Raw genomic sequence first — 22,176 nt, 5'->3', positions numbered from 1 at the left:
GACGGCCCGATCCCGGTGGTCGCCACCTTCTCGATCCTCGGCGACATGGTGAAGCAGATCGGTGGCGAGCACGTCGCGGTCACGACGCTCGTCGGCCCCGACGGGGATACGCATGTGTACCAGCCGACCCCGGCCGATGCGCGCGCCATCAGCGAGGCGGAAATCCTTGTCGTCAACGGGTTGCAGTTTGAAGGTTGGCTGGATCGCCTGATCGAGGCTTCGGACTTCCGCGGTGTCCAGGTGGTGGCAACCGACGGCATCGAGCCGATGACTTACGAGCACGGCGCCAACACGCACGCTCGCGACGGCGAAGCCGGCCACGGCACGCACACCGAGGGCGATGATCACGACGGCCATGATCACGGCGCCCTCGACCCCCATGCATGGCAGAGCCTCGGCAATGCCGCAGTGTACGTGGACAGCATCACCGCGGCGCTGGCCAAGGCCGATCCAGGGAACGCCAGCGCGTTCTACCGCAATCGTGAGGCCTACGTGAATGAGCTTGAGGCCCTCGACTCGGAAATCAGCAGGATTGTTGCCGGGCTTCCCGTCGGGAGTCGGACCATCGTTACCTCCCACGACGCGTTTCAGTATTTCGGTCGCGACTATGGGCTGACCTTCCTCGCACCGCAGGGGCTCAGCACCGAGTCGGAGTCCTCCGCGCACGATGTTGTCCGTCTGGTCCGGCAGATTCGGGAACAGGGCATTCGGGCCGTCTTCATCGAGAACGTTGCGGACCCCCGCCTCCTGAAACGAATCGCCGACGAGACGGGCACCGTCATAGGCGGCACGCTCTATCCCGGCGCGCTGTCCGGCCCGGACGGCCCGGCCCCCACCTACCTCGACATGATGCGGCACAACGCGACGACGCTCGCGCGGGCGCTGGCATCGTGAGGCTCGGCGCAGCCTTCGAACGCCGGGACTGACAGTCGCGTGACACAGATTGTTATCACCGCCCGGGCTGAGGTCACCCGGCGCCTGGCAAAGGAGTCAGCATGACCGAGACTGCCTCTTCGGTCTTGGCGAAAGGGCCGCCGATTGCTCAGGGCACCTGTCGTTCATCCGTCCTTCACGTGTGCACGTCCTGTAGGGCGCCTGGCTCTCCGCGTGAGCCACGGGAGAATCGAGCCGGCGCCAAACTCTATCGAGAGCTTCGCGCGACGTTCCATGAGAGCCCATTGGGTCACCACGTGGAGGTCAGGTCCGCCGCGTGCCTGAGCCTATGCCCGCGCCCCTGCGGAATTGCGCTCACATCACCCGGGGCGTGGACGTACCTCTTTGCGGATCAGCACCCGGGCAAAAGCACACGTGACATCGTGGAGTGCGTCTCGCTCTACATCGGCACCAGAGACGGGTTCATGCCAAGGGAGCGACGTCCGAAGCCACTCCGCGCGAGCATCGTCGGGCGTGTGCCGCCATACGTGGAGGGCGCTGATGTCTCCGGGTGAAGGCATGCTTCCGCCGAGCCACACCGTCGCGTGGAGCGTCCCCGACCGCACGCGTCGAAGTATGGGGATCTCGTTGCTCCCCACTTGGTCGGACGCAGCACGAGTGCAGGCGACCACTGAAACGCCTGCCGTGATGTCATCCGGGCCCATCGTCGGTTTCGCCGTGTCGCCGGGACAAGAGAGAACCCGTCGATCACCACAGCCGGACCGAGATGGCTCCAGTGGCAGCGCCATGGAGGGGCTTCCTGAGCAGTTGCAACAGAATTTCAACAATCGGGAGAACAACATGAACGCAATTTACCGTATGTATCGCGACAAGTTGCCCGTCGTGGTGGCCGCCTTACTGATGGCAGCGCTGACGAATCCGATGTCCGCTTGGGCGCAGTCACCGGAGGCCGACAGCCGAATCATCAGCCTCGACGAAGTCGTCGTAACCGGACTTGGCCGCCCTGAGCCGCTCAGCAAGATCGCCAGCACGGTTCAGGTGGTCGACTCGGAACATCTGCGGGAATCGCTCGACAACTCGGTCACCGAGCTGATGAGGGAGCGCGCCGTCGCCTTCTTCAGCGAGTGGACCCCGGGCCAGACCTCGATCACCATGCGTGGCGCACGCGGCGACGGCCAGGGCCGCGACTACCGGGGCCAGGTGCTGGTGCTGCTGAACGGCCGCCGGGCGGGCACGGCGAACCTGTCGAAGCTCTCGCCGGACCAGCTTGATCGCATCGAGATTATTCGTGGCCCCGCCTCGGTCGCATTCGGCAACCAGGCGATGGGCGGCGTCATCAACCTGATCACCCGCGACGGCCGGAGCGTCTCGGGCGGCACGGCCTCGATCGAAGCCGGCAGTTACGGGTTCGGCCGGGCGAAGGCGGAGTACGGTAGCGCCGTCGCCGGGAATCTCGCCGGTTATGTCGGAGTCAACGGTATGACCAGCGACGACTTCGACGGCGGCTCCGGTGCCTCGAAACAGATCAACACCGCGGTGGACCGGCGCGGCGCACTCGCCGCCCTCAACTGGGACCTCGGCCCCAGCCAGTGGCTGAATCTCACTTTGCGCACCCACGGTGTGTATGACGCGGGGTTTCGCGGCTCCTCCTGGGACTACGACAACTACGACGACCGCTGGAACAATTCCGTCGACCTGTCCTACGCCGGCGTGCTGGATGATTTGGGCATCGACCTGAATGCCCAGGTCTATGCCTTCCGTGACGTCGACTCCTTCCACTGGGGCTCCGAAGTCAGAGGATTCGATACGGACAACCTTCGCCGGGAACTCACGGCATACGGGGCGAGGTTGACGCCGGAATTCCAACTGACCGAGACCACGCGGCTGCTCGTGGGCTTCGACGGCGAGTCATCCCAGCTGCGCGGCACTCGCACACGCACCTCCGTCAGCGGCGAACCGGTCTCGCAAGTCGCCCACTACGACAACAACGAGGACAACCTGCTGACGGCAGGCTATGCCGAGCTCACCCAGTCCTTCCTCGATGACCGGCTCACCGGGCGGGCAGGCGTGCGGTATACCCGCAACGAGCTCAGCCGAAGGGACACGCCAAACCTCAACCTGAGCGGCGAACCCGACCGCACCTTCGACGGCACGACCTACGGTGTCGGCCTGGCCTACGCGGTGTTGCCCGGCCTCAAGGCCCGGGCAAGCTATGCCACGGGCTTCCGCGCGCCGACGGGCCGGGAGCTGGCTGGCGAGTCCTCAGCGGTGCTGACACCGGATCGCATTACCCGCGGCAACCCGGACCTCGATGCCGAGGAGAGCGAGCAGTTTGAAGTCGGCCTCACGTACGCGCCCGGCAACCTCTTCTTCGACGCCGCCGTCTTCGATCAGACGATCAAGGGTCGGATTACCACCGGACCGTACGTTGACGACATTCGTCAGTTCCTCAACGCCGACGGCGATGCGGAAGTCCAAGGCATCGAGGTGCAGGCCCAGCTTGACGCCGCGCCCTGGCTCGGCCTGGCGGACCAACGTCTCACCATCGGCGCCGACGGTACCTGGAACTTCAAGCTGCTGGCCGACGGCATCGACCGCGGAGACAGTGGCCCCTATGGTCACAAACTGCAGCGGTTGAACGAATACCTGGCTGCCCTGCGGCTCGGCTACGAGTGGCGCGAGCGTTGGGGCTTCAGTCTGGTCAGCTTGCTGTACGGGCCGTTCTACTACGATACCGAGGAAAGACTGCTGCCGACCGCCGAGCCGGCCAGGAACTTCGTGCACCGCAAGGATGCCTACTGGGTCTTCAACGTGCGTGGCCACTACAACGTGACTGACCGGGTCACCGTTTACGGTGGGATCACCAACCTGCTCGACAAGAACCAGCACCCGATGTTCGTCGCGATCGACGAACAGCCCTACATCTCCGACCCCTCGAACTCCAACGGCGGCCGGGGCAACTCGATGCGCGGGCGCTTCTTCTCCGCCGGCATCAGGGTCACCTTCTGATGTCCTGATGAAGCTCACTCGACGCCGCTTGCTGCCGGCCGCGGCCGGGACCCTCGCGGTAGCCATCACCGCACCCTGTGCGGTGATGGCGGGGTCGCACGGCGGCTGGCCGCGCGAGGTGACCGACGCGCTGGGCCGGCGCGTCCGTATCGCCCGCCGGCCTGCCCGCATCGTGCCGGTGTTCTCCAGCAACACCGAGATCGTTGCGGCACTTGGCGGCGCCGGGCGCATCGTCGCGATCGACGGTCTGACCAGTTATCCGCCGGAGGTCCTCGACCGGCCGCGCATTGGCAACCGCATCGGCTTCAGCCCGGACATCATCGCCCGGCTGGGCGCCGACCTCGTCATCGTGACACCTTCGCGGCACGCGGCCGCACGGCTGTTGCGGCCGATGCGCCTGGCTGGCGTTCCGGTAATCGTCCTCGAGCATCCGACGCTGGCGCGCATCCTGGCCAACATCGCTCTGGTCGGGCGCGCGATCGGCAGCGAGCGGGAGGCGCGGGCGCTGATCCAGACGATCGAAGGCGAACTTTCGGCACTGGCCGAGAGCTTCGCGTCGCGGCCGCCCAAGCGGGTCTACTTCGAGACCGGCGCGGCCGGCCGTGCCGGCTACCTCTCGGTCCGGCCCGGCACCTACACCGACGACATCCTTCGCCACGCCGGGGGGCTCAACGTCTTCGGCAACCGCACGAGTCTCTCGCAGGTGAGCGGCGAGGCCGTGTTCCGAGCGGATCCCGACCATATCCTCGTTGCGGGTAGCGAGGCGGATGTCGCTGCCCTTCGCGAGCGCCCCCACTGGAACGGTATCCCGGCGGTCGCCGCCGGGCGGGTCGATGCGATCCCGCGTGGCCTGGTCCTGATCCCGGGGCCCCGCGTCGTCGAGGGCGTGCGCAGCGTCGCCCGTGCGCTGCACCCCGATCTCGTTGCGACCCGCCGGACTTGACGCGCATCCTTGCCATCCCGACCGGCTGGCTGGCAGCTCTCGTTGCCGCGGTGCTCCTGTCCATCGGGTTCGCCATGATGCTCGGGCCGGAATTGCTCGGCCCCGGCCGATTGCTGGATCTGCTCCGGCCGGCGGCGGGCGATCATCCCCTGGACCGTCTGCTGTTCGAGTGGCGGCTGCCGCGCGTGCTGACCGCCTTCGTGGTCGGCGGGTTGCTCGGCGCGGCCGGGGCGATCTTCCAGGGCATTTTCCGCAACCCGCTGGCCGATCCCTTCCTGATCGGGACCGCGCCGGGTGCCGCGCTCGGTGCCACCCTCGCGCTGCTGGTCCCGGGGCTCGCGCTCTTCCAAGCAGTCTCCCCGCTGCTTCTGCTGCCGATCCTGTCGTTTGTGGGCGCCTTCGGCGCAACGCTTGCCGTCCTCCTGCTGGCTCGCATCGCCCAGGTGCGAGACACCGCCGGACTGCTCCTGGCCGGCGTCGCCATGGCGGCATTCCTCGGCGCCCTGCGCAGCTACCTGATGCTGGCGCTTGCCGACGAGACGATCAGCCTCCAGGTCGTGCTGTCGTGGACGCTTGGCGGCATCCAGACCCCCTTCTGGCGCGAGCTGGGCTACATCGCCCTGGCGAGCCTGCTCCTGCTGGTGTTCGCGCGCCGACTTGCCCACGGCCTCGATGTCCTCGGCCTCGGGGACGACGTGGCGCGCAACATGGGGCTCCCCGTCGAGCGCTTCGTCGTAGTGGCGACCTTGCTCGCCTCCGCCCTCGTCGCGCTCGCGGTCACCTGGGGCGGCACGATCGGCTTCGTCGGTCTGATCGTGCCGCACCTGGTGCGCTGGACGCTTGGGCCGCGCCACGGCCCGCTCATTCTGGCCTCGGCCCTGGTGGGCGGCATTCTCCTGGCCCTGCTTGATGGTCTGGCGCGCAGTCTCCTTCCGCCGGCGGAAATTCCGCTTGGCTTGTTGACCGCCCTGATCGGCGCGCCCTTCTTCATGCTCATTCTGGCAAGGCGCAGCCGTCAATGACCCAAACGCCCGCCAAACCCGACCCGCTTGCGCGCTTGTCAGATCTGCGTCTCACCAAAGCCCGTCGCCCGGTGCTGGACGGCGTCGCACTCGAGGTATTCGCAGGGGAACTGCTCGCACTGGTCGGCCCGAATGGGGCCGGCAAAAGCAGTGCCCTCAAATGTCTCGGCGGCATCGAAATGGCGTGGAGCGGAGGGATCGAACTGGAAGGTCGCCGGCTGGCCGAGTTTCCGGCGGAAGAAAGGGCGCGCCGCATCGCCTATCTCCCGCAGTTCTTCGCACCGCACTGGGAACTGAGCGTCGCCGACCTCCTGGACATCGGCCGGCAACGTGGCCTGGCGGCACTCGGATGGAGCGCGATTCGACCACCCGTACCCGCGGCCGGCGATACGGCAGACGAGTCGAGCGGTCTGCTTCAGGATCTCGAGCTGACCGGGCTGCTGGACCGCCAATTCGCCTCGCTGTCGGGCGGCGAGCGCGCCCGTGCGCTGCTCGCGCAGGCACTCATTGCAAGGCCTAGCCTGCTGCTCGCCGACGAACCGATTGCCAGTCTGGACCCCGCCCATCAGCTCAGAACCATGCAGTACCTGCGCCATTGCTTGACCGATGTCGCATCGCTTGTCGTGCTGCACGATCTCAACCTCGCGCTGCGCTTCGCCGATCGCATAGCGGTCATGGCTGAAGGCCGGATCGTGGTCTGCGGAACCAACGAGGACATCCTGGACTCCGGGATTCTCGCGAAGGTGTTCGGCGTTCGCTTCGAGACGTACCCGACGTCTTGGGGACGGGCGTTGCTGCCTGGCCGGGATGACCTCGGTTGATCGGCAGTTGCCTGCCTGCCGTCAAAAAGACGAGGAGGGGGAGATGGGGGAACCGGCCCGCGAGCTGACACCGTCGGCGTTCTGGAAAATGGCCTTCGCCCAGAAGGCCGAACGCGACGAGCGTTGGCGTGACCAGGCGGCTGAGGAAGCCTTCTGGCGCGGCTATGCGCCAGACTACGACGAGCGGAGCCCACTGGCGCAGCACGCCGATGTGCTGATCACTGACCTCCTGCCACTGCTGCGGCCCCGCGACCGAGTGCTTGAGATCGGGTCCGGATCCGGTTCGTTCACCCGGCGGATCGCCAACCATGTTGGCGAGATCTTTGCGGTCGAGCCCTCGCTGGCCATGCGGACGGAGTTTCTGCACCGCTGGGAGGAGGCACGATCCAGCGAGGCGCCCCGGCTCTGGCCCTGCAGCTGGGAGGATGCGCCGGAGTTGGAGGCCGACGTCGTGTTCGGATGCAACGCCTTCTATCGCATGGAAGATATTGCGACCTCGTTGTCGAAGATGCACCGCTTTGCGGCCCGGTGCGTCGTCCTGGTGCAGAGCGTCGGTGCCCCCTACGCGCCGCCACTGCACGTCCAGCTCAACGGGCGCCTCCTGAAGCGCGAGCGCGCCCATGCTCTCGCCGATGTCCTGCGGGAACTGGAGATTTGCCACCGCCTGCGGCTGTATTCGGTGGAGCGTGCGCCAGGCACTTGGGGCGATGTCGCTCTGATCGATTGGCGGACCGACGGTTGACCTGTGCCCAAGCAAGTTGCGCCGGGGCATAGGCGACACCTCTCCGATGGGTTCGCAGGTGGGCGCCGACGGAAAGACTGCAGGGCCGTCGAAGTCCCGCGAACTGAAGGGTGCGTGCCGCCTGGGGAATCTCGATTCACCCCGGCATGTGAAGTGATTTGGAATTCGACGCGGCGTAGACATCGACGGCAAGCGCATGCGGGGGTCCGCACACGACCGACTCGGTCTCGACGCGGCGCGGCGCGCGATTATCAGGGTGCGAGGCAAATGGATGGCGTCGACGTTGCCGGACAGTTGCGCGGTCCTGTTCAACCGCGACCGGTGGGTGCAGTGCGAGCGCAAAAACTACAAAGTGCGGCCTAGTCGGAAGCGAGGAACTGCATCCATGCATAGCCAGTATCCGGACGGACCGTCGCTGCAACTGGACGTCGTGGGTGCCGCCAGTTGGCAGAGTGCGCCAACTCGACGACGCGGCACCCACCGTCAACCCAGCTGCTGCCGCTCGGCGCCAGCCTCCCGCATGGCGGCCTCCCTCTCTTCCACCGTTTCAGTAGTCTGCCCTCCGGGGCAGCGAGCATCCCTGTCACGGGTCGCGCCTAGGGGCTCTCGCTGGAAGCCAACTTCGGCCGGGTTCGCGGCTCAGCGTGTGGTCTGTTTGATTCGCCGAAATCCGATCACGATCGCGGTGACGCAGAAAACAAAGCCGCAACTCAACAGCGCGATCATCAGCACGTCCCACAGCGGCCGGCGATCAACGATTCCCGGGAAATCGAAGCTGTGCAATCCGTTGAACAACCACCGGTACACTCTCCGGCTACGATCCATGATCGAAATGATCTCGGCTCGTGTCGGATGTACGTGTACCCACGTATCGGCGGGATCGTTAAGGACAATACGAACTGTGTCAGGTGGAAGCGACCCACTGCGCAAACTTGTGTAGATGTCACTTTCGCCCAAGACATAGGAATCGACTGGTTCGTAGCCGGGCCAGGCATTGCCCACAGCGGCCGAGACCTCGGCAGTGGTCGGCCGATATTCCTGCAGTTGGTTATCAAACAGTCGCCATAACTTAGGTCCATTCGGACCCGCCGTTCTGAGTACCGGCGACCCGGCAAACGCGCCAATTTCCGCATGGGAGAACGGAGCAGTATCGGCAAGCGCGTCGATCCGAATCATATCGGCCGCGGCCCGTACACTCATCCCGGTGAAGCGCTCAACATGACCTCGTGTGGGTGACGGCGTCGAGAAAAGCCGTCCGTGATCCATCGACAGCCAGCCGCTGAAGACCCAGGTCAGGACAACCACGCCGATGGTCAGACCGCCGATGTGGTGCCACTTCATCCAGCCACGGTACGGGCTCGACAGGCCACGTTGACCGCTACGGGCGGCGGACCGCCATCGCAGGATACCGAGGTAGATTCCGGCGAGCGTCAACACGATGCCTGCGAGGGACACCCACCAGACCAGTTGGTCCCAAAGCGCCCAATGTTTGCGGATCACGGTCGGGTAAATCCAATGGACTACGGCGCCAACGTAGTTCCATCTACGTTGTGACCGTGCGGTGCGCTGGACCACTTCCCCGGTAATGGCAGAAACATAAAGATCCGTACCAGCTGGATCGTCGAGACGCACACGGTAGTATGGGCGCAGTTCGTCAAAGGCACCGTAAACGACCCATTGGTCGTACTGAACGGGACCATGGACGCTCTGCGTAGCGATTCCCGAGAACTTGCGTGCGATTCGACCGGCGCTGGCTGAATCGAGCGTGGCGGCGAGTTCGCCGGTGTCGGCCTGGACAACGACTGCCCGTCCATTGTCAGCTATCACATACTGCGGTCGACCATCCTGGCTCCGCAGGCGAATACCGACGCTTGAACTGGAATCCGCGAGGTCGACAGCCTCAGTCGGGGTAACCCGGATTCTGTCTATGTCGACTACCTCAGCCCGATCGATCCGATCGGCGAGCGGCAGCAGCGGGAACGGCACGTAGATCATGACGATCCCGCTCGCAAACCAAGCGGCGAACATTAGACAGAGAACGATACCTATCCAACGGTGAAGCTGGACGAGGATCCGCTGCACGGTGGACGTCCCCAGGTTCATTGGCGTGCTCTCCTAGAAAAAGTACTCGATGCCAAGCTCCCAGGTTCGGGGGGAGCCAAGAATCAAATGATTTGCATACGGCACACTGGGATCGGTCTGTTGCAGATAGAACACGTCGGACCAAGGAACGTAGTCGGTGTCGAATACGTAACTGAGGGAGGCTGTTACACGGTAATTCTCGCCGTCCCACGCGGCGTACGCGTCCGCAATCCCGTAGTCGGCCAGCGTCACGGCATTCGCGTCGTCGCCGAAGCGCTCACCGACGTAGCGCGCGGCCCCGCCGACTTCCGCCGGCGTTCCCGCGATACTGCAGTACGATGTCCAGAGGTTGAACGTCCATTCCGGAACGTTTGAAGGCGTGTTGGCGGCGAAACTATCGAAGTTGGCCGGCCGCTTGAACGCGGCATCGGTATCGGCTGCGTTGGCAGCAATTTCCCACTGCTCGGAGGCCGGGACGGAAGCGGCTAGCTCTACGTCCCTGGACTCCCTGCAGCCGATGCTCGACTCCCGCCTCACGCTTGATGCGCCGTAGCCGATGTCCAGCGACAGAGTAAGTGAAGCGTAAGGCGACACCCAGATTATGGGTCCGGCTCTCAACTATGTCGCGTGAAAATAATTCCTCCATCACCTTTTCCAATCAAGGTTTGGGAAAATTCAGGGATCTATCCTCAGACGTCGCCAGGCAATAGTGATGGACGTCAGCGAAAACAATGCAGCGGTGCTGCATAGCAGCACAAGCAAGATGTCCCACAGCGGCCGGTGATAGATTAGAACACTGAAATCCAGTGTGTGCAGTCCGTTAAACAGCCATCGTTGTACGCGGTTCTTGAAAGTTAACCGCCCCAGTAATTGGCCTGTTTGTGCATGAATATGAAACCATGTCGATTCAGGGTCCGAAAATATGACCCTTATCACCGGCAGCGGGCGATAACGTTCATGATGCGAATAATAGTAGTTGTCATAGTCTTCCAAGTACTCCATGGATGCTACTTCGCTGTCAGGGAGCAAATGGCTTATCGCCGATTTTATCTGTGGAGCTATGCTGGCTTCGGTAAGCTGGTACTCTCCATACACAGACCGAAACACATCAGGAGAATGATTCAGAGCAAGCAAGGATTGCCCTGCAATCCAATGCCAGTTCAATTCCTTGATATCGTCAGTCTTGTATTGTTGCAACAGTTGACGGATTTCCTCCGCAGTGGAATAGACCGCCTCTAAATTTCTGATATCACCCGGTTGCTGGTAACGCCACAATTGTTGAGTAAAGCTGGTTTTCGCATCAAACAGGCCCCAAGGCGTCATCGACATGAACCCGCTGAACATAAATGTCGTCAAGAAAAATGCACAGGCTAAACCAGCAATATGATGGAGTTTCATCACGCCCTGATAGGGGCTCACGTTGTTTCCCCGATAGCGCCGTCGAACGCACAAGCGCATGACACCAATAATACTGCCGCTTAGTACCGAGGCTAGTCCCACCAGGGTAAGTACAACCAATACATTTGCCCACACCGTCCTGTGCTTACGTAACTGCACCGGATAAATCCAGTGCAAGTTGGCACCAAGCCAGTTCCACACACGTTCACTACGAGTTACATCCCGGACCACCTGACCTGTGCCAGAAGATACATAAAGCCAGGTTGCGGCAGTGTCATGCAATACGACTTTATGCAGCGGCCGGTGTGAATTCAACGCGCTGGAAACCGTCCACTGATCCATCTCCAGCATACCTTGGTAAAGAACTTCAATCGATTCTCCTTCAGCCTGTCGAGCCTGAAAAAACGTTCTGGCTGCGCTTGCGGCATCCTCAGCTGTTGGTCTTTTCAGCCACTCACCGGTGTCCGCATAGAGCCCTAGCCAGGGATGTTCCGCCTGTTTCAACAAATAAGCAGGGCGGCTTGAAACATTGCTTAATCTGAATTGTGTGACTGGAACGTCAGGAGCGGCATGTTGCAACAGCTTCGACGGCCCGACGCGAATGTGCTCAGCGTCAAGGACAGGCAGACCGGCATATCGTTCTTTCGCGGTAAGTTCCGGAAAACCGACGTACATCATCACCACGCCGCTCAGGGGCCACATGGCAAACAACAGGCACATGCCGATACCGAGCCAGCGATGAGAAAGGTAAAGCCAGCGCATCAGTTTCCCGGCAACCCTCGGCAAACGGCCGGCCCGGCCATAAGCCCGGGCCGGCGCGTATCAGGCATTGCTCAAAACAAGCGATAATCCAAGGTCAGGCTGACGGTGCGCGGTTTGCCGACCAGCCACTGGGGAGCGCTGTAATAGAGGGTAGAAGCATAAAGTTCATCGAATACGTTGTCGACGCGCAGCGCCATGGACAGATCCTCATTGAAGCGCCAGCGTGCAGAGGTGTCGACAACTGTGTACGAAGGAATCGGGTTGTCCACGTTAAAACGCTTACCGACATAGCGGGCATCGGCCAATACCAGCAACTCGTCCAGCGGAGCCCAAGCAAGACCTAGGTTGTAGGTTTCTTCAGGTGCATCTACTTGCCAGCCAAGAGCTGTTCGTTCCACGTCCACCAACGTCCCATTGGCAGTTAACTGCAAGGCATTGGTCAGCGCATAGGTCAGGCCAAGCTCCACACCTTGGGAAGTCTTCTCTGGAATGATGATCTGGGGTTCGCTGGGATTCGGATTATCTGCAATCAGGTCATTCTTGACGATGTCAAACCAGGCCAGTGTCCAGTGCAAGCGGTTACCCAGCAGGCTCTGTTTGATACCGACTTCAACCTGCTCACTCTTGGTAAAACCGACGTCCCGGTTTGTACGGTTGACCCTCACGATGCCTCCGGTCGGATGGGTCGCACCGGTAGCGTACTGAGCGTACAGCACCGTAGTGTCGCTCAGATCAAAGACCAGTCCTGCCCGGCCTGTCAGGGCGTCCAAGTTCTGCTCGAAGGTCGGCGGATTGCTGATATCGTTGTAATCCCCTTCAACGTTCTCATGACGCAGTCCCAGCACCAGCGTCAGCGATTCGGCGAGGCCGATCTGGCCCTCCGCAAACACAGCGAATTGGGCGACATCAGAAATAGTTTCCGTTCTGGTCACTGCATCGGTCAAATCGGAGAACAGGCCGGGGTTGAAACTAAAGGCATTGACGACATCAAGGTCATTGCCCCAATCAACTCCATTGGGATTTCCACCGCCAAAATTGGTTGGCCGTATAAAGGTTACATCGTTGATTTCAAAGCCTGCCGAGGTTTTCAGCTTCCGCCCGCCGTCACCGGCATCAAACACAAGGTTGGTACGAAAGCCGTTATGTTCGACGTCATGCGCAATGACCAGCGGATACTCGCGCGTAACCGTGCCGGCCGCCCGATCGTATGTGTACCGATCGACCAGTTTCCAGAAACGGTCGCTTTCCAGGCGGTACAGCTCAGACTGCATGGACAGGCGTTCACTGATATTCCAGTCAGCTTTAATCCGGGCAACGCTTTCTTTGTGGCGGATCACCGAATCGCTGACATCGTAGTTCCTTTTCAGCAATTCAGTGGGGAACTTCCCGTCGACCAGTGGTGTTCCAGAGTAGCGCATAGGCTCCTGATCACCATAGTCGTAGCGTGCTGTCAGTGAGAAATCCTCGGTGACCTGCCATAGCAGTGAGGTGGAAATCATCTCGGTCTTGCTGTCAGCTCTCTCCACCCAGTTATCCGACTTGTTGCTACTGTAATCGAGCCGGTACGCGAGGTTGTCGGCGAGACCGCCGGTCAGGCCGAGACCGATGAAACGGGTGTCGTCTTCACCGGTAGATATGCGCATGTCACCACTGTGTTCCTGCTGTGGTCGTTTGGGGATAACGTTGTACGCGCCACCAATGCCGCCTTCACCGTACAGTACGGAGGAAGGCCCCTTCAGCACCTCTATACGCTCGATGCCCCAAGTATCGAAGGGAAAGGTAATGGTGTTGTATGCGTTATAGTAATTGGTGCCATCGTACAACTTGGTGACAGTCTCCTGACCATGAAAGCCTCTGGCGGCCATGTTTTGGCCACCATTCGCATGGTGTGCATCATTGGTAAAACCGAAGCGGGTGACGGCCTCCATCACGCTCGTATCCATGCGTTCACGAATCGTATCGCCCTGAATGATGTCCACCGTTGCCGGTGTTTCCCTGACGGATAGCTCCAAGCGGCTGCCGGTCTCGCTGACAGCATCAACGGGCGTGCCATAGACAGTGATCCTTTCGAGAGTCACTCCGTTATCTTGGGCATTGATGTCCTCGGTTGGTTGGCTGTCCTGTGCCATTGCTTCGGTTGTTAGCGAAATGGCCAGCGAAACCAGTACGTATAAGGTCCCGATCGTCCGGAACGCGGGGTTAAGCATGCGAGTTCTCTCTCGTGGTTAAGACGCGCCGGTCGCCCGTCTGATCAACCGGCGTTGCAAGGTCCATATGAGCGATGCCGTTCTCGACTGGTCTGGGTACATGGTCGCCGACCGTGGCGATGGCCCCGTCCAGGCGACGGCGCCGGGTGCCAACAGGATCGGGGGTAAGGGTGTGGACGATGGGGGCCGGATCTGTGAGACCGGCGGTCTCGCTCAATACCCCGTCGAAGCAGCACCCGACCCCGCGCGCACCGTGGAGGAACCTTTTCAGTGCTACCGTTTCAGCCTGCACATGTGGCCGGCCGTGACAGGAAGCGGTGCGGGGTCGGGGCTGGAACGACAGGACCGTCATGGCCTCAAACCATTACCGCTCCTTGGAAATGTTATGTTATAACATTCCATATGATTGCTGGCAACAGCCGTGTGCTGCGCGGAAGTTGCCTAAGCGGGCCTCACAAGCGCTTTCCCCGCCTAGCCTTGCTAACGACGTGGTGGCTATCGGCGAACCCATCATTCTTCGCCTGGCCAGCCAAGCGATGCTTGAGGACGCGCGCCCGAACGCCCCAGAGCGCCTGCTCTGCATGGAACCTTGTCCTGCGGTGTGGATGCGATTATCGCGTGTGCGGGTTTCGATAGTGCCGATCTGGTCTATATGTTGCCGTCGCGCGTCTTCCATGGTCTGTTCCCCGGCGCGCTGACCGGAAAGACGACAATGAAGCACAACCTGACCCTGGTGATCTTGACTCCGGAGCAGATTGCACGAGCCAAGGAGGCGCACGGAAGTCGAAGGCGCATCACGCACGCCCTCGTTTGCGGGCCCTATGGCCAGATGTTCGGAACGGAGCGGCAGTGCCTCAAGTACTTTACGGTCTGGGATCCGGATCACCGGATCGAGGTCGCGCCGGGGCAATTTCAGGCGCTGTTTGCAGACCTGTTCGACAAGGCGGTGAAGACGACCGCCTATGCCATCAGCGACTACCGGACGACCCCAGACTTGGCCGCGCAACTGATGGAGGCCTCCGGCAGAGGACCGCCGGCCGCGCGATCCGCGCGAGGGCTACTCGGTCGGATCCTGACGCGCAGGTGACGAAGTTTGGCTAGGCGCGACGACAGTGGACCCAGTGCCCGCGGCGCGTGAGCGGGCTCGGGACCGCACGATCCCGCGCTCTAGTCTTGGTGACAGCGGCAACCGGCCGCCAGGAGCGCCCCCCCCGCCCCTACTCGAATGGAGGGAGCGAAACTCGGACCGACTCCTCCTCTGGACGGTCACCGTGGCCCAGAAATCTGGCGGGATCGCCACGCTTCCTTCCGTCAGCGGTAGTCGACCATTCCAACCCGGACGCTACGGTGCAGCCCTCGGGTCATGTGAAGCAGCTTCACCACTGATCGTCGACACGGATGCTCCACTGCCCCCGGTCGTCGGCGTTTCACCGCCTCCGGGGCGGCCGGGCCAAACCAGGTCGCTGACGCCAGCGAATCGGTCGGCCACCACTGCGGATGTCACGACCACTCCTCACCATGTCCTCGTGGCAGCCAGGAAGATCGTGCGGCCCCGGCCTGAGTGGAGGTTTACATCCTGGGCATCAGGATCCGTGGGATCGATGGTCGGGCCCCGGTCCCCGATGTTAAGGACGCCGCCGGTCACGTCGAAACCGCCGAGCCCGAAGGCGTCGCGCCAACGGATTGCAAGATCTTGGCCCACCCAGTTGTCAAAGCGACCGGTCCGGCGGGCGTTCCAGTAGCCGGAGACTGCGTAAACCCTCCAATTCACGGTCAGATTGCCCTGGCTCATGCGCAACGACCCGTGAACGTGATCGCGCGGGTGATCACCCGGCTGCCGCTGGCCGACCACCCGGGTTTCGTGGCGCGTGCGGTGCAGCCACCCGGCATCAAGCTCCAGGTCCGCCCATGTGGTGGTCCAGCCGACCCGCGCCTGCACGTCGACGCCTGCCGCGTCGGTCTCGCCGCTGTTGACGATCGGACTGATGATCCTCTCGACCCTGCCTTCCTGCGTACGGACCACCGCCACGCCGGACGGCAGAGCATCCCTCGCCTCGAGATCCATGATCGACTGCGGGAGCAATTGGGCCGGCACGTCCGACAGGGCAATCCGGAACCAGTCCGCGCTCAATGTCAGCGGTCCGAGGCCGAGCATGACTCCCAACGACACACTCTCCGCATGATCCGGCTCCAGGTGCGGATTGCCGCCGCTGACCCGCTGGAACTGCTCCACGGGGCAGGTTGCGAGCGCGCCAACATGCGACCTCCGATCGCACACGTACGGGAAGTCATCCGAATTGCGCAGGTGCAGCTCGTACAGGCTGGGCGCCCTGGACCCGCGGTCCCAGGAACCGCGCAAGGCCACCGCATCGTGTAGGCGCAGCCGGCTCGCCAACTGGAGCGAATGGGCCGCGCCCACGTCATCGTGCGTATCGGCGCGCCCCGCAAGCGCGACGTGCCAGTTGGCACGGAAAGGCAGCCGCAACTCTGCGAAACCCGACCCGCGCCTCCGATCCCCCGACGCCTGGCCACCGCCGGCCCCCAGGGCATCGCTCGCATCGTGAAGCCGGTCGGAGTGATCCCGATACTCGTGGACATCACGCCGGTTCTCGCTGGACAGTTCGACGCCGGCTGCCCATTGGGCAGCGCCGCCGGAGAGCGCGAACATGGGCCCGTTCATGGAGACGCGAAGGGTCCGGTGGTCGGTGACCCGGACGCGAAACTGCCGCAGCGCCGTCTCCCGGTAGGCGTCCCGGTTGCCAGGCGACCACGGGTTCACCAGGTCGTAGCGGCCCGCATCGATGAATTCCTGAATGGCGCTCCGGCTGACGAACGTGTTGCCGACGCCGCCGGCGTCGCGGCGATAGTACCGGAGATGCGCGTCATAGCCGACGCCCGCGGACTTCCCCGCCAGGCCGAGTGCGACGTCGTGCTCTTCGAGCGACGTGCGCCATTCCCGGTCGCCGTGGCCGAGGAAGCGATGCGATACGCGGACCGTTCTGGGGAGCGAATCTATGTCGGGATCGGGCAGCAGGACTTCCCTGAGAGCCTCCGACGAAACCGAAAAGGTGCCGACAGCAGGAGCGTAACGCTCCCGGTTCTCGCCACCCGCAACCCGGATGTCAAGATAGGCATCGGTGCGACTGCCGAGCGGGTGATCGAGAGCGAGGAACACGCTTTGCCGCCCCTCGTGCTGCATGCCCCACGCGCGGTCGGCATACGAGAATCCGCATCCCGTGCCGGGGGTGCCGAGGGGCTCGGTGAGCACGCCTGCGTACCGGTCCCTCGGGCAACCGCCCAAGGGACGCGCAATCGAGGGTCCCGTGATGCCGGGGACATGCACCGATGTGAGGGCGCTGTCGTCGTCGTAGCTCCGTGTCGCGACAAAAACGGTGTTGCCGCCCACGGAAATGCCGGCGGCATCGGCGAACCTACCGCCCGGCGTCCAGTTGGCAGCGCTGTACGCGCGCGCGGCCTCCGGGATTTCCTCGCGTCGCAGAACATCGGCAATCACGGTCAAGTGGCCCCGGCCCACCGCGCCTCCCCACCGTATGCCCGCCTGCTCCACGTCGCCGCCCCTCTGCGTTGGTCGGTCGGCAACGGTTGTGACCTCGACGCCGTCGTCGCCACGTTTGAGTACGATGTTGATCGCGCCGGCAACGGCGTGCCCGCCGTGGAGCGCTGCGGCGCCTCCCTTCAGGACCTCGATCCGCTCCACCGCCGATGCCGGCAGGGTGAAGAGATCGACGGCGGAATCGGCGATCCGTCGGCCATTGACGAGGTAGGCGACCCGCCCCTCGAGAAGCAGTGTCCGGTGCACGCCGAACCGGCTCAACCGCTGTCGGCTCAGCAAGCCGTAGCGGGTGAACCGCCTCTGGCTTGACAGCAGTTCCGAGACGGTGCGCATCCCCGACAGCGCGATATCCTCGCGATCGATCACGTCCAGGGGGCGCACCGCACTGGCAGGATCCTGCGGAACATGGCTCGCCACGGTGGCTCCCGCCTCCGCCGCCCGCCCCTCCACCGGAACTAGACCAGCCGCCGCGACCGCAAGGGCGGCGACCAAGCGAAACAGGGCTGGCGCGCGATGGCTACGGGGCAACGCGCGCGAAATCCGCGTGCCTGACAGCGATATCATGTCTCAAGTATTCCCGACTGGTATCGATTGGGCGCGTTGCTCGATCGCCGCGTGACCAGCCCCACTGACTGGCCAATGCTAATGCGCTGACGGTCGCCTGGCCAAGTTGAGGAGCGGCCGGAGCGTCGCGGGATTGGGAGTATCCGATGGTGATCTACCGCAGGCCGGAAGCTACCCACTCGATTTCGTGCTCCTGACAGCCCGAAGTCGACTTCTTCGCACTGCTCGAGCCGTGCGCCGACGAATTCCGTAACTGCTTTGCCGACGGGAGCTCGCACTCTCCGGCGGAAATATTGGTGGAGAGGGCGACGCTGCTGACCCTCACGATCCCGGAGATGGCCGTGGTCGCCGGTGGGATGGGCGCAATGGCCAGCCATGCCGGCGGGTCGGTGAGGGCCTCATCGACTGGAACCTGCTCGGCCGCGCGCGCCACCTCCGACGCGATTATCTGATCGTCACCCTGACGACCCTGCCCCGACCATGTTCGTCGACCTCATCACCGGCGGCGCCGTGGCGCTGATCGCTGCCGGCATGGTCCATGCGCGCCAGCTCGAGCGCTTCGACCGCGCCCAGACGAACGACGGCTGGACGCGCAGGGCGATGGTCTCCGCGCTGACGTTGTTCGGTCTCGATGAAATGATGGCGCGTTACGCTGGCTACGAAGACCTCGCGGAAATCGTTCGGCACCGCTTCACTTCGCCGAAGGCGACGTTGCACCAGCTGTACGGACGCCTCGTGTTCAACATCCTGTGCGGCAACACCGACGATCACGCCCGCAACCATGCGGGCTTCTGGGACGGCGAACACCTGACGCTGACACCCGCCTATGACCTCTGCCCGCAAAGCCGTACCGGCAACGTGGCCAGCCAGGCGATGCTGATTGTCGGAGACAACCGCGCGAGCACGCTTGCGACTTGCCTTGCGGCCGCGCCTAATTTCCAGCTCAGCGACAACGCAGCGAAGGACATCATCGCCTGGCAGATTGACAGCATCCGGGGCGGATGGGACAACATCTGCGAGGAAGCCTCATTGACGGACGTCGAGCGCAACCTGTTCGGCCGACGCATCTTCCTGAATGACTTCGTCTTCGAAGGCACGGCGGAGAGCCTGCGGTGATGGAGACTCTCCCGTGCCGGCGCCTTCGGCGTTACGGGCGTCGAGTGGGCGCACACGACGCTCGACGCGAATAACACGAGTTCGATCAACTCCCGAGCGGTCGTGGAGTCCGGCAGCGGACCCCGGCTACCTCTAGCAAACACAGGGCATTTACGGGCTGACCTACCGTGCCTCTGGTTTCGGGGGCAGGATTTGAACCTGCGGCCTTCAGGTTGTGGGATCGGTCACGGCAAGGATCGGGTGGTCGAGCCGAGTTAGGCAGTTTCTTCCTCAGCCACCATGAACAACCCGCCTGGCATCAGTCCGGCTAGTGCCCATTTGACCATGGCCATGTGCCCCGCTGCGTGTCTCCGGGCCAGAGGGAAATTCCGGCCGGTACTTGTTGCAGTCTCGCGACAGACCACACCTCGATACCGTTCTCGGGCCGAAACGACCGCTTGCCGCCGTAAACGAGCACCCGCCGCACCAACCCCGGGAGTTCCCCGATCGCGCGTAGTCCCGGCAGCATGCCGGTGCGATAGCGGGGCTGGGACATAACTTCGATCGCCGCCAGCTCATTGCCTCGGCGTAGCAGAAAGTCGACCTTGATCCGCTTCACGGGGTGAGGCGCCCAATAGTGAAGTTCATTGGGACTTAAGATCATGTAGTCGATGCCGATCAGATTGCCGATCTCACCTCTGCTGGTCGTGAGATCCGCTTGTCCCAGCAGTTGTTCTTCCAGAATGGTGTCCATGCGGACGCGTTCCATGGCGTCCATTTTGCGGCTCTTGACGATGGCGGTTTCCAGCATGGTGCGGAAGCCTTTGGTCGGGGATTGGGTGCAATCAAATGCGCAGCAGATTTCGTCATGATTCCTAGACAGGTCCAGTCAGACTTGGAACACCGCGGGATTGCTCTTGGATATCGTTGGGGTGTGCATCTTGTTTCGATTCTCGTTACCGGACGCAATTCGCCGAAGCAGGGTGCAATTTGCGTTGAATCGAGATTTAGTAGAGGACGATGACGATCTCACGGCCGAAGAGCGCGAGCAAGATCGAGTTCAGATTCTGCGGGAGCGGCAATGGCGTCGAAAGTCAAATCTATATGACGGGTTGGCGATCACGTCGTTAGTTACAGGGTTTACGTTTCAGATTGTCGCGTCTTGGTGTTAGCAGTGCCAAGCCGTGTGCGCAGTTAGGCATATAAGTCCCTTTGCGAAGCTATTGTGATCATGCGTAAATCCGACCTTGCCGGGTCGCGAAACTGTCAGGCCGCCGCAAGGGAAAGTACGGTCGGCATTCCCTCGCCGCACAGCTCCCACCCGGCCCTGTCGCTGACGCGCCATACCTCCCCGGTATCCGTGCCGACCAACACGCCTCCCGGCGCCTTCGGGTCCACCGTCAGACCATGGAAGTTGGCGGCGCTCGGGGAATGGGCCTCATCGCACAGTGAACGCCACGATTCGCCGCTATCCTCGGACCGGAACAGCATGGCCTGCGCGCCGTTCTCCTCGCGACAGTTCGAAAATGCTGAGGGCGCGCTTGCGACGGTCAGCCCGTACGGCGCGCGATGATCGATGCACATCGGCCGGGAGTAGCGCGGCACAATGCCCTTCCACGCGTAGGTCCAGGTGCGGCCGCCATCGTCGGATCGAAATACTCCGGCGTTGCCTTCCACCATCTCCGCCACCCCGTCCAAGCGTCCGTACCCGGTGGACGCGTACAGGGTGTCCGGCTCCGCCGGGTGCGCGAACAGCATGTGCAGGTCCGGGTTGTCGCCAGGCAGGACTACGGACCAGGTCTCGCCAGCGTCCTCGGACAGGGCCAGGCCACCTACTTCGACGCCGACCAGAATGCGCATACCGTCAACGACCAGAGCGCGCGCTCGTGCCGCGACCGGTGGCTGCAGAGGAATCTGCCATCCTCCGGCATCTGCCAATTGCGCGAGGCCCACGACCTCCGTCCAAGTGGCCCCATGATCGTCGCTCCGGAACAGCCCCGTGGGCGCCGTCCCCGCGTAGAGTGTCCCGCTACCATCGGTGCGAACCTGCCACACTTCCCTGCCCTGGAGACCTGACGGTGCCCACGTCCGGCCAGAGTCGTTCGACACGTACAGGCCGTCGTCCGTGCCGGCAAAGCAGGATCCGTCGATACGAACGAGTTCGCGGACGTCACGGCTCCGAAGAACCTGCTTGGGAGCCCCCTCCGCCACGATAAAGACGCCTTCGCTGGTTCCTGCGCAAACTTCCATGTTGCTTCGCTCCCCGGCCGCTGGACGGTAGGTCAATACTGACCCACCCGGGCCGTATTGAATTGCAGAGCAATCCCGCGCCCCATGATGCCGACACCTGCGGGAGCTTCCAAGAGACGGCAATCAATGGCACAGAATTCGCGACAAGCGGGGTCGAAGCGGTCAATCCCGCGTGAATGAGGCATTGGCGGCTCGAGGGACGCGTCCTCGGGGGTCCAATCGTTCCTGATTTACGGTCTCAAGGAAGAATTCGGCCACCGCCGCCGGAGCTCCGGCGGCGGTGCTCGCGGCGGCGGATGCGGCGGGAGAGCAAGTCGCCGAACAGCGGGGGAAAAAGCTCGCTTCGCATGGTGGTCAAGAGCATGCCGCCATCCGAGTCCTGGGCGCTCCGTTCTTCGGTCAGGTGGGCTGCTTGCGGTCGATCGGGATTGCAATCACCGGGTGGTCATGATCGCCGTGCCCGCTCTCGACGGCTTCGTCGAACAGCGCCTTCACCAGCTCTACGCTTGCGGCGTTAACGTTGGCCTCCGCAGCGAGCTCGAGCGCTTAGTTGCGGTCCTTTATCGCGTAGGTCACGGGGAACGCGCCCTCCGGGTAGCGCACCGCGAGAATCCCTTTCATGCCGTGGTTCCGGAGCGCGAGGCTGTCGCCGGAGCAGCCGCTTACTGCCTCCAGAACGGTCTAGGGCGTGCCTCCCTGGCGGGGCGCAATCGCGAGCCCATCAGCCAGCGCATCGAGGAAGGTCGGCCGTCGCCGGCTGACAGTGGCCGCGCTGAGCCTCCACCACGCCACCGCGGATCGGCAGCCGTCGCC

General features: G+C 63.0%; 16 protein-coding genes. 8 read left to right on the top strand and 8 right to left on the bottom strand.

What is annotated here, in order from left to right; genetic code table 11:
- The 6 genes from OXH60_08895 to OXH60_08870 all read left to right on the top strand — a co-directional run.
- Positions 1 to 894, top strand: an 894-nt coding sequence (locus tag OXH60_08895; protein MDE0712237.1) for a metal ABC transporter substrate-binding protein, incomplete at its 5' end; no start/stop codon positions are given.
- A 1,038-nt stretch (positions 895 to 1,932) separates the two neighbouring features.
- Positions 1,933 to 3,903, top strand: a complete 1,971-nt coding sequence (locus tag OXH60_08890) for a TonB-dependent receptor (GenBank protein MDE0712236.1) — start codon at positions 1,933 to 1,935, stop codon at positions 3,901 to 3,903.
- Positions 3,904 to 3,931: 28 nt separating this feature from the next.
- Positions 3,932 to 4,846, top strand: a complete 915-nt coding sequence (locus tag OXH60_08885) for an ABC transporter substrate-binding protein (protein ID MDE0712235.1) — start codon at positions 3,932 to 3,934, stop codon at positions 4,844 to 4,846.
- Positions 4,847 to 4,896: 50 nt separating this feature from the next.
- Positions 4,897 to 5,868, top strand: a complete 972-nt coding sequence (locus OXH60_08880; GenBank protein MDE0712234.1) for an iron ABC transporter permease — start codon at positions 4,897 to 4,899, stop codon at positions 5,866 to 5,868.
- A complete protein-coding gene (locus OXH60_08875; protein MDE0712233.1) occupies positions 5,865 to 6,689 on the top strand; it encodes an ABC transporter ATP-binding protein in 825 nt (274 codons plus the stop codon). The genes OXH60_08880 and OXH60_08875 overlap by 4 nt, the downstream gene beginning before the upstream one ends.
- Before the next feature lie 43 nt (positions 6,690 to 6,732).
- Positions 6,733 to 7,431 carry a hypothetical protein gene (locus tag OXH60_08870; protein MDE0712232.1) on the top strand — a complete coding sequence of 233 codons (699 nt, stop codon included), beginning with the start codon at positions 6,733 to 6,735 and terminating at the stop codon, positions 7,429 to 7,431.
- 639 nt (positions 7,432 to 8,070) lie between these two features.
- Here the strand turns inward: OXH60_08870 and OXH60_08865 are convergent.
- The 4 genes from OXH60_08865 to OXH60_08850 all read right to left on the bottom strand — a co-directional run bounded on the left by OXH60_08865 (position 8,071) and on the right by OXH60_08850 (position 13,880).
- Entirely contained in the window at positions 8,071 to 9,534 is a 1,464-nt protein-coding gene (locus tag OXH60_08865; GenBank protein ID MDE0712231.1) for a PepSY domain-containing protein, read from the bottom strand.
- A 12-nt stretch (positions 9,535 to 9,546) separates the two neighbouring features.
- Positions 9,547 to 10,107 carry a TonB-dependent receptor gene (locus OXH60_08860; GenBank protein MDE0712230.1) on the bottom strand — a complete coding sequence of 187 codons (561 nt, stop codon included), beginning with the start codon at positions 10,105 to 10,107 and terminating at the stop codon, positions 9,547 to 9,549.
- Positions 10,108 to 10,188: 81 nt separating this feature from the next.
- Complete coding sequence (locus OXH60_08855; protein ID MDE0712229.1) at positions 10,189 to 11,673, bottom strand: hypothetical protein; 1,485 nt, start codon at positions 11,671 to 11,673, stop codon at positions 10,189 to 10,191.
- 71 nt (positions 11,674 to 11,744) lie between these two features.
- Complete coding sequence (locus tag OXH60_08850) at positions 11,745 to 13,880, bottom strand: TonB-dependent receptor (protein MDE0712228.1); 2,136 nt, start codon at positions 13,878 to 13,880, stop codon at positions 11,745 to 11,747.
- 601 nt (positions 13,881 to 14,481) lie between these two features.
- Between OXH60_08850 and OXH60_08845 the strand changes: the two genes are divergently transcribed.
- Complete coding sequence (locus tag OXH60_08845) at positions 14,482 to 14,967, top strand: hypothetical protein (GenBank protein ID MDE0712227.1); 486 nt, start codon at positions 14,482 to 14,484, stop codon at positions 14,965 to 14,967.
- 426 nt (positions 14,968 to 15,393) lie between these two features.
- On the opposite strand, the gene OXH60_08840 is transcribed toward OXH60_08845, so the two are convergent.
- Positions 15,394 to 18,018: a TonB-dependent receptor gene (locus OXH60_08840; GenBank protein ID MDE0712226.1), complete on the bottom strand. Its 2,625-nt coding sequence runs from the start codon at positions 18,016 to 18,018 to the stop codon at positions 15,394 to 15,396.
- Between the two features lie 154 nt (positions 18,019 to 18,172).
- The gene (locus OXH60_08835) at positions 18,173 to 18,451 is read right to left on the bottom strand and encodes a hypothetical protein (GenBank protein ID MDE0712225.1); all 279 of its coding nucleotides are present in this window, start codon (positions 18,449 to 18,451) and stop codon (positions 18,173 to 18,175) included.
- Positions 18,452 to 18,498: 47 nt separating this feature from the next.
- Between OXH60_08835 and OXH60_08830 the strand changes: the two genes are divergently transcribed.
- Positions 18,499 to 19,134: a HipA domain-containing protein gene (locus OXH60_08830; protein MDE0712224.1), complete on the top strand. Its 636-nt coding sequence runs from the start codon at positions 18,499 to 18,501 to the stop codon at positions 19,132 to 19,134.
- A 307-nt stretch (positions 19,135 to 19,441) separates the two neighbouring features.
- Here OXH60_08830 and OXH60_08825 read toward each other — a convergent pair whose 3' ends face one another.
- Positions 19,442 to 19,975, bottom strand: coding sequence for a hypothetical protein (locus OXH60_08825; protein ID MDE0712223.1), 534 nt, complete (start codon positions 19,973 to 19,975; stop codon positions 19,442 to 19,444).
- A gap of 404 nt (positions 19,976 to 20,379) precedes the next feature.
- Entirely contained in the window at positions 20,380 to 21,363 is a 984-nt protein-coding gene (locus OXH60_08820) for a sialidase family protein (GenBank protein MDE0712222.1), read from the bottom strand.
- Between the last annotated feature and the right edge of the window lie 813 nt (positions 21,364 to 22,176).

The sequence above is a fragment of the Rhodospirillales bacterium genome (assembly GCA_028824295.1).
GTDB lineage: Bacteria > Pseudomonadota > Alphaproteobacteria > TMED109 > TMED109 > VXPW01.
Note: the sequence above shows the minus strand (reverse complement) of the source record. Positions and strands in the feature narration are given on the sequence as shown.

What these genes read in the sequence shown, in the direction of transcription:
- OXH60_08875 (MDE0712233.1), top strand. Translation starts at nt 5,865, where the DNA reads ATGACCCAAACGCCCGCCAAACCCGACCCGCTTGCGCGCTTGTCAGAT.
- OXH60_08870 (MDE0712232.1), top strand. Translation starts at nt 6,733, where the DNA reads ATGGGGGAACCGGCCCGCGAGCTGACACCGTCGGCGTTCTGGAAAATG.
- OXH60_08865 (MDE0712231.1), bottom strand. Translation starts at nt 9,534, where the DNA reads ATGAACCTGGGGACGTCCACCGTGCAGCGGATCCTCGTCCAGCTTCAC.
- OXH60_08855 (MDE0712229.1), bottom strand. Translation starts at nt 11,673, where the DNA reads ATGCGCTGGCTTTACCTTTCTCATCGCTGGCTCGGTATCGGCATGTGC.
- OXH60_08850 (MDE0712228.1), bottom strand. Translation starts at nt 13,880, where the DNA reads ATGCTTAACCCCGCGTTCCGGACGATCGGGACCTTATACGTACTGGTT.
- OXH60_08840 (MDE0712226.1), bottom strand. Translation starts at nt 18,018, where the DNA reads ATGATATCGCTGTCAGGCACGCGGATTTCGCGCGCGTTGCCCCGTAGC.
- OXH60_08830 (MDE0712224.1), top strand. Translation starts at nt 18,499, where the DNA reads ATGTTCGTCGACCTCATCACCGGCGGCGCCGTGGCGCTGATCGCTGCC.
- OXH60_08820 (MDE0712222.1), bottom strand. Translation starts at nt 21,363, where the DNA reads ATGGAAGTTTGCGCAGGAACCAGCGAAGGCGTCTTTATCGTGGCGGAG.